The organism is Pseudomonas sp. NPDC087804, from assembly GCF_044742965.1.
Classification (GTDB): domain Bacteria; phylum Pseudomonadota; class Gammaproteobacteria; order Pseudomonadales; family Pseudomonadaceae; genus Aquipseudomonas; species Aquipseudomonas rustica.
In genome coordinates this window covers 1-11,740 of sequence record NZ_JBIUVN010000045.1, presented here as the reverse complement: position 1 = coordinate 11,740, position 11,740 = coordinate 1, and the positions used below count along the sequence as shown (strand labels likewise).

Sequence of the window (11,740 nt, the reverse complement as noted above, 5' to 3'; positions counted from 1 at the left end):
CTACCAATTCCACCACCTCGGCAAAACTACGTTTGAAACCCTTCTTACTTCTGCTCTTGAGCTGGAGGTACGTCAGTCGCTGGAGTAGCCGACTTTTGCTCTTGAAGCACCGGGACATCATCAGAAGCCGGTTGTTGTTGCTTAGGTACTTCCAACACTGCCGGGTTTGGCAAACCTGCTTGAGTCAGCTGATGAGCTTTCTCTTTAGCAAAGTAACCTAACCCTAAGCTGGTTATGAAGAAACCGGCGGCAAGTATAGCAGTAAACTTACTAAGAAAGGTAGAGGAACCTTGGCTTCCGAACACATTATTTGAAGCACCTGCTCCTAAAGACGCGCCAGCGTCCGCACCCTTACCCTGCTGCAGCAAAACCAGAGCAACTACGCCCAATGCACCCAGCATATGAAAAACGACTACGACTGTTTCCAGCATTTTTTCAGTTTCCCGCGGCGCGACAGATCGCACCGAACTCATCTGCATTCAGGGAAGCTCCACCAATGAGCCCCCCATCGATATCCGGCATGCCGAACAGTTCGACCGCATTGGCCGCCTTCACGCTGCCGCCGTATAGAAGCCGCACACCTCGTGCGACTTCAGAATTCTCTGCCGCCAACTGCTCGCGAATGGCTTTATGCACATCCTGCGCCTGTTGCGGCGTTGCAGTCAGTCCGGTGCCAATGGCCCAGACAGGCTCGTAAGCAATGACTGCTTTTGCAAAAGCACCAACACCCAGCTCCTCGATGATGCTGCCCAGCTGACGCCCGACAACCTCAAGAGTTTTCCCGGCTTCGCGCTGCTCGAGGGTTTCCCCTACACACAACACCGGAATCAAGCCACATGCCTGTGCCGCTGCGAACTTGCGATTCAGCATCCCGTCTCGCTCGCCCATTATCTGGCGGCGTTCGGAGTGCCCGACAAGCACAAGGGAACAACCTGCATCCACCAACTGACTCGGTGCAATTTCACCGGTCAATGCACCTTGCATGGATTCCACCGCAGAATTCTGCGCACCGACCGAAATCGATTTACCTTTCAAGCCATCAACCACTTGGTTGATATACAAGCAAGGCGGGAATACCGCGACATCAACACCGCTTGGCAAGGCCAGATGACGAAGGCCGTTGATCAGCTCAGCGACGCTGGCGCGGGTACCGTGCATCTTCCAGTTACCAGCTACCATAGGGCGACGCATGCTGTACCTCGTCGGTCAAAGTGGGCGCAGATGTTACCCAACACAATCATGCCTTGCAAGCCGAATCAGGCAGAAACTTCAGTTACCAGTTTTGCCAGTTCTTCGGCGTAGCTGCGAACCTGCGTTTCGTCCTCGCCTTCGACCATGACGCGCACCAGAGGCTCTGTCCCGGACTTGCGCAAAAGCACACGACCACGACCCGCCATTGCCTGGGTTACACGCGCACTGGCTTCCTTGACAGCAGGATGCTCCAGCGGATTGTCGCCGCCGCCAAAACGCACGTTGATCAGCACTTGAGGGCACTTGCGCAGCGCCTGACGGCTTTGCGCCAGACCCTCGTTACGGGTCTTGAGCGCCATCAGCACTTGCAACGCCGCGATGATCGCATCACCGGTCGTGGTGTGGTTGAAGCAGACGATGTGCCCCGAATTTTCACCACCGACCAGCCAATTGCGCTCGAGCAATTCAGCAATCACATAGCGGTCGCCGACATTGGCACGAATAAACGGAATTGAAAGCTCCGCCAGCGCCAACTCAAGACCCAGGTTGCTCATCAGGGTACCAACCACGCCGCCTTGCAGCTTGCCGCGCTCATGCAGGTCACGGGCGATGATGAACAACAACTCGTCACCATCAACGATGGCACCGGTGTGATCGACCATCAACACGCGATCACCGTCGCCATCGAAGGCAATACCCAGATCAGCATGCTCAGCCAGCACCGCCGCCTGCAACTGGCCCATATGGGTCGAGCCGCAGTTGTCGTTGATGTTCAAGCCATTAGGTTGCGCCGACAGCACCACCACTTCAGCACCCAGCTCACGGAACACGCTAGGCGCTACCTTGTAGGTCGCACCGTGGGCGCAGTCGATAACAATTTTCAGCCCGGAGAAGCTGGTACCGGTCGGCACACTGCTTTTGCAGAATTCGATGTAACGACCGGATGCGTCGTTGATACGCGACACCTTGCCGATCTTGCTCGACTCAACCACCGTCATCGGTGTGTCGAGCAACTCTTCAATCATCAGCTCCAGCTCATCTGGCAGCTTGGTGCCTTTGCCGGAGAAAAACTTGATGCCGTTATCGTCGTGCGGATTGTGCGAGGCACTGATCACAATGCCTGCTTCGGCCTGGAACGTACGTGACAGATAAGCGATGGCCGGCGTCGGCATCGGGCCCAGCAGCATCACATCGGCACCCGCAGAGGTCAGGCCGGCTTCAAGCGCCGATTCGAACATGTAGCCGGAAATCCGCGTGTCCTTGCCAACCAGCACTTTGCAGGCGCCCATCTTGCGGAACGCCATGCCGGCAGCCCAGCCGAGCTTGAGCATGAAGTCAGGAGTAATCGGGTATTCACCGACTCGACCACGAATGCCGTCAGTACCAAAATATTTCTTGCTCATAAGTGCTCCATCATTCTTATTCAGCTGATTCCACGGCCGCGAGCATCCGCACCACGTCTACCGTTTCCGCCACATCATGGACACGCAATATACGCGCACCTTTCAGCGACGCCAGTGCCGCCAGTGCCAAACCGCCGTGCAGCCGCTCACCGACAGGACGATTCAGCGCCTGCCCGATCATGCTTTTACGAGAAACGCCCACCAGCAGCGGCCGGCCCAACGCATGCAGGGCTTCCATGTGCTTGAACAAGCTTAGATTGTGCTGCAAGGTTTTGGCGAAGCCAAACCCCGGGTCGAGAATGATTCGCTCGGCAGGAATACCGGCAGCCGCACATTGCGTCATGCGCTCAGCGAGAAACTCACCGACTTCCCGAGTGACATCCTGATAGTGCGGATTGTCCTGCATGTCACCAGGCTCACCCAGCATATGCATCAGGCACACCGGCAAACCGGTCGCCGCTGCTGCATCCAGTGCACCATCACGCTGCAATGAACGGACATCGTTAATCAGACCAGCACCGAGCCGCGCCGTTTCGCGCATCACGGCAGGCGTCGAGGTATCAACCGAGATAATCACATCAAGTTCGCGATTGATCAGCTCGACGATTGGCGCGACGCGTTCAAGCTCTTCGAGCGGCGAAACCGCACGCGCACCGGGTCGGGTCGACTCGCCGCCAACATCGATCAGCGTCGCACCAGCGGCGACCATGGCTTCGGCGTGGCGCAGGGCAGCGTCGAGCTGGCTGTATCGGCCGCCATCGGAAAAGGAATCGGGAGTGACATTGAGAATGCCCATGACATGCGTATGGGACAAATCAAGAACCCGGTTGCCGCAAGGCAACCGGGTCAGGGACTGTGCAAAAGTCATTTCAAACCTTAAACGTCAGCAGCCGGACCGCCAATCGGTGTTTCCGGACGCTCATCCTGAACAACCGGAGGCGGCGGCGGTGTACCCGTGCCACCCGACCAGTCGCGAGGTTCGCGAGGTGTGCGACCGGCCATGATGTCGTCGATCTGTTCAGCATCGATCGTTTCGTACTTCATCAGAGCGTCAGCCATGGCATCGAGCTTGTCACGGTTGTCCGTGAGGATCTGCTTGGCCGTGCCGTAGCATTGATCAATGATGCTGCGCACTTCGGAGTCAATCAGCTTGGCAGTCTCACCGGAGAAGCTGGCAGCCTGACCACCACCGCCGCGACCGAGGAACACTTCGCCCTCTTCTTCGGCGTACATCAGCGGACCGAGTTTTTCCGACAGGCCCCATTTCGTCACCATGTTCCGTGCAATCTGGCTGGCACGCATGATGTCGTTGGAAGCACCGGTGGTAACACCGTCGAAGCCCAGTGTCATTTCTTCTGCAATACGGCCGCCGTACAGCGAGCAGATCTGACTGATCAGTGCGCGCTTGGACAGGCTGTAGCGATCTTCTTCCGGCAGGAACATGGTCACACCCAGCGCACGACCACGCGGGATGATCGACACCTTGTAAACCGGATCATGCTCAGGCACGACGCGACCCACAATGGCGTGGCCAGCTTCGTGATAAGCAGTGTTCTGCTTTTCTTTCTCGGACATGACCATCGATTTGCGCTCGGCGCCCATCATGATCTTGTCTTTGGCCAGTTCGAATTCTTTCATCTCGACGATGCGCTTGCCGCTACGTGCAGCGAACAGCGACGCTTCGTTGACCAGGTTAGCCAGGTCAGCACCCGAGAAGCCCGGAGTACCACGTGCGATCACGGCCGGAGCGACGTCGTCACCCATTGGCACTTTGCGCATGTGTACTTTGAGGATCTGCTCGCGACCACGGATATCCGGCAGACCGACCACAACCTGACGGTCGAAACGGCCCGGACGCAGCAGCGCAGGGTCGAGTACGTCAGGACGGTTGGTTGCAGCGATAACAATAATGCCGTCGTTCATTTCGAAGCCGTCCATCTCAACCAGCAACTGGTTGAGAGTCTGCTCACGCTCATCGTGACCGCCACCCATGCCGGCGCCACGATGGCGGCCGACGGCGTCGATTTCGTCGATGAAGATGATGCAAGGCGCGTGTTTCTTCGCCTGCTCGAACATGTCACGCACACGGCTGGCACCGACACCGACGAACATCTCGACGAAGTCAGAACCGGAAATGGTGAAGAACGGCACTTTGGCTTCGCCGGCAATCGCCTTGGCCAGCAAGGTTTTACCGGTACCCGGAGGACCGACCATCAGCACACCGCGAGGAATACGACCGCCCAGGCGCTGGAACTTGCCCGGATCACGGAGGAATTCAACCAGCTCGCCCACTTCTTCCTTGGCTTCGTCGCAACCAGCAACGTCAGCCAACGTGGTTTTTACCTGATCTTCGGAGAGCAGGCGCGCCTTGCTCTTGCCGAAGCTCATCGGCCCGCCCTTGCCCCCGGCACCGCCCTGCATCTGGCGCATGAAGAACATGAACACCGCGATGATCACCAAGATCGGGAAGCTGGCCACCAGAAGCTGGGTCCAGATGCTTTGCTGTTCAGGCTGCTTGCCTTCAACCACAACGTGATTGTCGACCAGATCGCCGATCAGGCCATTGTCCTGAATCGCCGGACGAATGGTCTTGAAGCTGTCGCCATCGTTGCGTTTGCCGGTAATCACATAGCCATCAACCGCTACGCGTTCGACCTTGCCATCCTTGACCTGCTGGATGAAGTCGGAATAGTTGAGGGTCTGCGGCTCGTTAGGGCTGGAGAAGTTGTTCATCACTGTCACCAGGACAGCCGCGATGATCAACCACAGGATCAGATTCTTTGCCATATCGTTCAATTAACTACCCTCTGAAGCAAGCTCCGCTACTGGCGCGCGCTTCGCATGATATTCACCGGCCTAACTTACTACATTACCTACGGCTCTGGCAGGCGCCGTCTGTAACCCTTTGTGAAACACTTTCTACACAATATTCGCTAATGCGCTCGGGGCGAAATACGAAAAACCTATCATCCCGCCAAAAAAACTCCGTTTTACTCACTACGCCCGCGGTAGCCCCAAGCCAGCATGTATTGCTCGCGGGAGGTGCCTCGAGAAGAGTCCGGCTTGATCATCTGGATCTTGTCGAACTTCTTGCGAGCATCCTTCAGGTAGGTATCGAACCCTTCACCCTGAAAAATCTTGATTACAAAATTACCGCCCGGCTTGAGGATTCGCTCCGCCAAGTCTAGCGCCAGTTCACAAAGAAACATGGCTTTGGGCATGTCCACTTCGGGCGTACCACTCATATTGGGGGCCATATCGGAAATCACAAGGTCCACCTGCGAATTACCTACCGCCTCAAGGATCTGCGCGAGCACCACGTCCTCGGTAAAGTCCCCCTGAATAAAGGTCACGTCCGGAATGCTGTCCATTTCCAGAATGTCCGAGGCGATCAGACGCCCCTGACCGCCGATCAACCGGCTGGTGACCTGCGACCAGCCGCCAGGTGCTGCGCCCAGGTCGACAACGCTCATGCCGGGACGGATCAGCTTGTACTTCTCCTGGACTTCCAGAAGCTTGTAACTCGCACGCGAGCGGTAGCCATCCTTCTGGGCCTGCTTCACATACGGGTCATTAACATGTCTTTTCAGCCAACCAAGGCTTGTCTTGGAACGCGCCATTGGGCACCTCGATAATTAGGGTCGTGATTAATTGGGCGGATCCACGAGCCCTCGGGTAAAATGGCCGCCATTTTACAGAATCCAGACGAAAGGGTCAGATTATGCCGCTCACTCAAGAGCAGAAGAAACAGTACAAATCCATTGGCCACCATCTGAAACCCGTTTTGACGGTAGCCGACAATGGTTTGACTGAAGGTGTGTTAGCCGAATTTGAACGTGCATTGGCGGATCACGAGCTGATCAAGATCAAGCTCACCATCCTTGATCGCGAAGCGCGCCTGGCGCAAATCGCAGAGCTGTGCAAGGTCGGCAAAGCGGATCTGGTACAGGTCATCGGCAAGATGGCACTGGTGTATCGCAAGAACTTCAGCGCCAACAAGCAACTGTCGAACGTTCATCGCTTCAAGTGATGACAGGGGTCAAGGGTGTGCTTCGCGCACCCTGACACTCCACCCCGGCACCGGTTGCATTACCAGTATCAAACCGGAAAAGCCCAGAATCAGAAAACTGAATTCCTGCCAGCGCTGCGCCTCCGGCCAGCCGACACGCCCCGCGACAAACATCGCGCACGCGTACAACGCCATCAGCAGCACCTGCCCGCGAAAATCCCGCCATAGACTGGCAAGGCCTTCGGCCTGTATCAGCACCAAAGCCTGAAATATCACGCAAGCGGCGGCAAATCCCACTACCAGCACTTCAAATGCAGCGGCTACTTCATCGATCAGCAGCGGCGCCAGGCCAATTTTGCCCAGTGCCGGCTGCAAACCGAGATGAATAAGCCATAGACCGCCGACCCATAACATCTGGGCCAGTTGCCAAAGCATGGCGCCCGCGTGCAGCGGGCGCCCTTTTTCAGATGTGACGGACTTCGACAATCTCGTACTCGATCACGCCACCAGGCGTTTTAACCGCCACCACATCACCCTCTTCCTTGGCAATCAAGGCGCGGGCCAGTGGCGAACCGACGGAAATCTTGCCGAGTTTGAAGTCAGCCTCGTCCTCACCCACGATGTGGTAAGTAACGCGCTCATCCGTCTCGACGTTGGCGATTTCCACGGTCGTACCGAAAATCACTTTGCCAGTGTGCGGGATCGACGTGACATCAATGATGACCTGATTCTGAATCCGGCCCTCGATGTCACGAATCCGCGCCTCGACCATGCCTTGCTGTTCGCGCGCGGCATGGTATTCAGCGTTTTCCTTCAAGTCACCCAGCTCGCGAGCCGTGCCGATGTCCTGGCTGAGCTTCGGACGGACGACCTTGGTCAGGTGAGTGTGTTCTTCTTCCAGGGCTTTGGCGCCCTGAACAGTCATTGGGTATTTGGTTATGCTCATGCCTTCAATCCTGCGTGTAGATCTTGCAAGCGGCGCACGGTCTTTTCCGGACCGAACTTCAGCGCTTCACAGATAGCTTCGCCAGCAGCAATGGTAGTGGTGCAGTAGATCTTGTGCTGCAGGGCATTACGACGAATGGAGTACGAATCAGCGATCGACTGACGACCTTCGGTGGTGTTGATGATCAGCGTGACTTCGTCATTCTTGATCATGTCGACCACGTGCGGACGACCCTCGGTCACCTTGTTCACACGGCGCACTTTCAGACCTGCGGCTTCGATCAGCTTGGCAGTACCGGCAGTGGCAACCACTTCGAAACCCAAGTTGATCAGATCACGGGCCACGCCTGCAACCAGTGGCTTGTCGTCGTCACGTACGCTGATGAACGCAGTACCGCCGGTCGGCAGCACTTCGCTCGCGCCCATCTGGGCTTTGGCGAATGCTTCACCGAAGGTGTCGCCGACGCCCATCACTTCACCGGTCGACTTCATTTCTGGGCCGAGGATCGGGTCAACGCCAGGGAATTTGGCGAACGGGAAGACCGCCTCTTTCACGCTGTAGAAGTTCGGGATGATTTCTTTGGTGAAGCCGATTTCTTTCAGGGTCTTACCAGCCATCACGCGGGCAGCGATCATCGCCAGGGAGACACCGATGCACTTCGACACGAACGGTACGGTGCGGGAGGCACGCGGGTTGACTTCGATGACGTAAATGTCTTCGCCTTGCAGCGCCAACTGTACGTTCATCAGGCCGACAACGCCCAGCTCCAGGGCCATTTTCTTGACCTGTTCGCGCATCTCGTCCTGGATGTGCGCAGGCAGCGAGTACGGCGGCAGCGAGCACGCCGAGTCACCGGAGTGAACGCCAGCCTGTTCGATGTGCTGCATGATCGCGCCAATGACGACGTCTTTGCCGTCGCAGACCGCATCCACATCCATTTCAATGGCGCAGTTGAGGAAGTGGTCGAGCAGCACCGGGCTGTCGTTGGACACTTTCACCGCATCACGCAGGTAGCGCTTGAGCTCTTCTTCTTCGTAAACGATTTCCATCGCGCGGCCACCCAGCACATAGGATGGGCGTACGACCAACGGGTAACCGATCTTGCTGGCGGCACGAATTGCTTCGTCTTCGCTGCGCACGGTGGCGTTTGGCGGCTGACGCAGGTTCAGGCGCTCAACCATTTGCTGGAAACGCTCACGGTCTTCGGCACGGTCGATCGCGTCCGGGCTGGTGCCGATGATTGGCACGCCGGCGGCTTCCAGAGCGCGAGCCAGTTTCAGCGGAGTCTGGCCGCCGTACTGGACGATCACGCCTTTCGGCTTCTCGACGCGGCAGATTTCCAGCACGTCTTCGAGGGTTACCGATTCGAAGTACAGACGGTCGGAGGTGTCGTAGTCAGTGGAAACAGTTTCCGGGTTGCAGTTGACCATGATGGTTTCGTAGCCGTCTTCGCGCAGTGCGAGGGCAGCGTGAACGCAGCAGTAGTCGAACTCGATACCTTGGCCGATTCGGTTCGGGCCACCGCCCAGAATCATGATCTTGTCGCGACCCGACGGCGCGGCTTCGCACTCTTCTTCGTAAGTCGAATAGAGATAAGCGGTGTCGGTGGCGAACTCGGCGGCGCAGGTGTCAACGCGCTTGTACACCGGGAACACTTCCAACTTGTGACGGTGAGTCCGCAGGTTCTTCTCGGTCACACCCAGCAGCTTGGCCAGACGCTGATCGGAGAAGCCTTTGCGCTTGAGCTTGTACATCACGTCGCGGTCGATCGCGGACAGACCGAGGGTCTTGACCTTCTCTTCGTCCTTGATCAGATCTTCGATCTGTACCAGGAACCAAGGGTCGATCATGTTCATCGCGAAGATTTCTTCGACGGTCATGCCGGCGCGGAAAGCGTCTGCCACGTACCAGATGCGCTCGGCGCCCGGCACGGTCAGTTCACGCTTGAGCACGCTCATGCTTTCCGGGTTGCTCAGGTCGAGCTTCTCGTCCAGACCGCAAACGCCTACTTCCAGACCGCGCAGAGCTTTCTGCAGGGATTCCTGGAAGGTACGGCCGATGGCCATGACTTCGCCAACCGACTTCATTTGCGTGGTCAGACGCGCGTCAGCCTTGGCGAATTTTTCGAAGGCGAAGCGCGGCAGCTTGGTGACGACGTAGTCGATCGACGGCTCGAAGGACGCCGGGGTTTTGCCACCGGTGATGTCGTTCGACAGTTCGTCGAGGGTGTAGCCGACAGCCAGTTTGGCCGCGACTTTGGCGATCGGGAAACCGGTGGCTTTCGAAGCCAGCGCCGAGGAACGCGATACGCGCGGGTTCATTTCGATCACGACCATACGGCCAGTGTCCGGGCAGATACCGAATTGCACGTTGGAACCGCCGGTCTCGACGCCGATCTCGCGCAGTACCGCCAGGGAGGCGTTACGCAGGATCTGGTATTCCTTGTCGGTCAGGGTTTGTGCTGGAGCCACGGTGATCGAGTCACCAGTGTGCACGCCCATCGGGTCAAAGTTTTCGATCGAGCAGACGATGATGCAGTTGTCCTTTTTGTCGCGGACAACTTCCATTTCATATTCTTTCCAGCCGATCAGCGATTCGTCGATCAGCAGCTCTTTGGTCGGCGACAGGTCGAGACCGCGGGCGCAGATTTCTTCGAACTCTTCACGGTTGTACGCGATGCCACCACCGGTGCCGCCCATGGTGAAGGACGGACGGATGATGCACGGGAAGCCGAGGGTTTCGAGAACCGCGTTGGCTTCTTCCATGCTGTGGGCGATACCGGAGCGCGGGCACGCCAGGCCGATGGATTTCATCGCCTTGTCGAAACGCGAACGGTCTTCAGCCTTGTCGATGGTGTCGGCGTTGGCGCCGATCATTTCTACGCCGAACTTCTCCAGAATGCCTTCGCGCTCCAGGTCCAGGGCGCAGTTCAGAGCAGTCTGGCCGCCCATGGTTGGCAACACGGCGTCCGGACGCTCTTTCTCGATGATCTTGGCAACGGTCTGCCACTTGATCGGCTCGATGTAGGTCGCGTCGGCCATGTCCGGGTCGGTCATGATGGTGGCCGGGTTGGAGTTCACCAGGATGACGCGGTAGCCCTCTTCGCGCAGAGCTTTACAGGCCTGGGCGCCGGAGTAGTCGAATTCGCAGGCCTGGCCGATAACGATCGGGCCAGCGCCGAGAATCAGGATGCTTTTAATGTCTGTACGTTTTGGCATGGGTTTGTCACTCAAATCCGCAGGTCAGTCGGCAAGCCGTCTTGATCGATTTCTGAAGTCCCGAGGGGGCCGCCGGTGCCGGGGCCGCCCTCGAGGGGCTTCTCTCTACAGTCTCAAGGCGAACGCTTAGCGTCGCTTGGCCATCTCGTTGATGAAGCGGTCGAACAGTGGCGCGACGTCGTTCGGGCCCGGGCTCGCTTCAGGGTGACCCTGGAAGCTGAACGCGCTCTTGTCGGTGCGCTCGATGCCTTGCAGGGTGCCGTCGAACAGCGATTTGTGGATCGCACGCACGTTGGCTGGCAGGGTTTCTTCGTCTACCGCGAAACCGTGGTTCTGGCTGGTGATCATCACAACGCCAGTGTCCAGATCCTGTACCGGGTGGTTGGCACCGTGGTGGCCATGGCCCATTTTCAGGGTCTTGGCGCCGGAGGCCAGAGCCAGCAGTTGGTGACCGAGGCAGATGCCGAATACCGGAATTTCGGTTTCCAGGACTTCCTTGATCGCCTTGATCGCGTAGTCGCATGGCTCCGGATCACCCGGGCCGTTGGACAGGAACACGCCGTCCGGCTTCAGCGCCAGCACATCGGCAGCTGGGGTCTGGGCAGGTACGACGGTGACGCGGCAGCCGCGCTCGACCAGCATGCGCAGGATGTTGACCTTGACACCGTAGTCGTAGGCAACCACGTGGTAAGGCAGCTCGGAGGCTTCGATGGTCGCGTGGCTGTCGGTCTTCAGATCCCAGACAGTCGAGCGCCATTCGTATTGCTTCTTGGTGCTGACGACTTTCGCCAGATCCATGCCCTTCAGGCCCGGGAAGCCTTGCGCAGCAGCGATTGCAGCTTCTTCGGAGATGTTGTCGCCGGCCATGATGCAGCCGTTCTGTGCGCCTTTTTCACGCAGGATGCGGGTCAGGCGGCGGGTGTCGATACCGGCGATTGCCACAACGTTGTTGGCTTTCAGGTAATCGGACAGG

Annotated in this window: 11 protein-coding genes; 1 reads left to right on the top strand and 10 read right to left on the bottom strand. The window is 57.8% G+C overall.

Going from position 1 to position 11,740, the window contains the following annotated elements; genetic code table 11:
• Window positions 1–44: 44 nt before the first annotated feature.
• The 6 genes from secG to rlmE form a co-directional block, all read right to left on the bottom strand.
• Window positions 45–431 (bottom strand): preprotein translocase subunit SecG, encoded by a 387-nt coding sequence (gene secG, locus ACIOMO_RS27215; RefSeq protein ID WP_401244573.1) that lies wholly within the window; start codon window positions 429–431, stop codon window positions 45–47.
• A 4-nt stretch (window positions 432–435) separates the two neighbouring features.
• A complete protein-coding gene (gene tpiA, locus ACIOMO_RS27210; RefSeq protein ID WP_053117032.1) occupies window positions 436–1,191 on the bottom strand; it encodes a triose-phosphate isomerase in 756 nt (251 codons plus the stop codon).
• A gap of 65 nt (window positions 1,192–1,256) precedes the next feature.
• Window positions 1,257–2,594, bottom strand: coding sequence for a phosphoglucosamine mutase (gene glmM, locus ACIOMO_RS27205; protein ID WP_053117031.1), 1,338 nt, complete (start codon window positions 2,592–2,594; stop codon window positions 1,257–1,259).
• 16 nt (window positions 2,595–2,610) lie between these two features.
• Complete coding sequence (gene folP / locus ACIOMO_RS27200) at window positions 2,611–3,462, bottom strand: dihydropteroate synthase (protein ID WP_401244570.1); 852 nt, start codon at window positions 3,460–3,462, stop codon at window positions 2,611–2,613.
• An 8-nt stretch (window positions 3,463–3,470) separates the two neighbouring features.
• A complete protein-coding gene (gene ftsH, locus ACIOMO_RS27195) occupies window positions 3,471–5,381 on the bottom strand; it encodes an ATP-dependent zinc metalloprotease FtsH (RefSeq protein WP_053117029.1) in 1,911 nt (636 codons plus the stop codon).
• Window positions 5,382–5,584: 203 nt separating this feature from the next.
• On the bottom strand, window positions 5,585–6,214 hold the full coding sequence (gene rlmE, locus ACIOMO_RS27190; protein ID WP_401244568.1) for a 23S rRNA (uridine(2552)-2'-O)-methyltransferase RlmE: 630 nt from the start codon (window positions 6,212–6,214) through the stop codon (window positions 5,585–5,587).
• A 101-nt stretch (window positions 6,215–6,315) separates the two neighbouring features.
• Between rlmE and ACIOMO_RS27185 the strand changes: the two genes are divergently transcribed.
• Window positions 6,316–6,624 (top strand): YhbY family RNA-binding protein, encoded by a 309-nt coding sequence (locus ACIOMO_RS27185; RefSeq protein WP_053117027.1) that lies wholly within the window; start codon window positions 6,316–6,318, stop codon window positions 6,622–6,624.
• A 9-nt stretch (window positions 6,625–6,633) separates the two neighbouring features.
• Here ACIOMO_RS27185 and ACIOMO_RS27180 read toward each other — a convergent pair whose 3' ends face one another.
• The 4 genes from ACIOMO_RS27180 to carA form a co-directional block, all read right to left on the bottom strand.
• The gene (locus tag ACIOMO_RS27180) at window positions 6,634–7,038 is read right to left on the bottom strand and encodes an MFS transporter (protein WP_401244566.1); all 405 of its coding nucleotides are present in this window, start codon (window positions 7,036–7,038) and stop codon (window positions 6,634–6,636) included.
• 28 nt (window positions 7,039–7,066) lie between these two features.
• On the bottom strand, window positions 7,067–7,543 hold the full coding sequence (greA, locus tag ACIOMO_RS27175) for a transcription elongation factor GreA (RefSeq protein WP_053117947.1): 477 nt from the start codon (window positions 7,541–7,543) through the stop codon (window positions 7,067–7,069).
• Window positions 7,544–7,545: 2 nt separating this feature from the next.
• Window positions 7,546–10,767 (bottom strand): carbamoyl-phosphate synthase large subunit, encoded by a 3,222-nt coding sequence (carB, locus tag ACIOMO_RS27170; RefSeq protein WP_053117025.1) that lies wholly within the window; start codon window positions 10,765–10,767, stop codon window positions 7,546–7,548.
• A gap of 126 nt (window positions 10,768–10,893) precedes the next feature.
• A partial coding sequence (gene carA, locus ACIOMO_RS27165) for a glutamine-hydrolyzing carbamoyl-phosphate synthase small subunit (protein WP_401244563.1) occupies window positions 10,894–11,740 on the bottom strand: 847 nt, incomplete at its 5' end.

Excerpts from the sequence above, each read along its gene's own strand:
- secG (WP_401244573.1), bottom strand. The coding sequence starts at position 431 with ATGCTGGAAACAGTCGTAGTCGTTTTTCATATGCTGGGTGCATTGGGC.
- tpiA (WP_053117032.1), bottom strand. The coding sequence starts at position 1,191 with ATGCGTCGCCCTATGGTAGCTGGTAACTGGAAGATGCACGGTACCCGC.
- glmM (WP_053117031.1), bottom strand. The coding sequence starts at position 2,594 with ATGAGCAAGAAATATTTTGGTACTGACGGCATTCGTGGTCGAGTCGGT.
- folP (WP_401244570.1), bottom strand. The coding sequence starts at position 3,462 with ATGACTTTTGCACAGTCCCTGACCCGGTTGCCTTGCGGCAACCGGGTT.
- ftsH (WP_053117029.1), bottom strand. The coding sequence starts at position 5,381 with ATGGCAAAGAATCTGATCCTGTGGTTGATCATCGCGGCTGTCCTGGTG.
- rlmE (WP_401244568.1), bottom strand. The coding sequence starts at position 6,214 with ATGGCGCGTTCCAAGACAAGCCTTGGTTGGCTGAAAAGACATGTTAAT.
- ACIOMO_RS27185 (WP_053117027.1), top strand. The coding sequence starts at position 6,316 with ATGCCGCTCACTCAAGAGCAGAAGAAACAGTACAAATCCATTGGCCAC.
- ACIOMO_RS27180 (WP_401244566.1), bottom strand. The coding sequence starts at position 7,038 with ATGCTTTGGCAACTGGCCCAGATGTTATGGGTCGGCGGTCTATGGCTT.
- carB (WP_053117025.1), bottom strand. The coding sequence starts at position 10,767 with ATGCCAAAACGTACAGACATTAAAAGCATCCTGATTCTCGGCGCTGGC.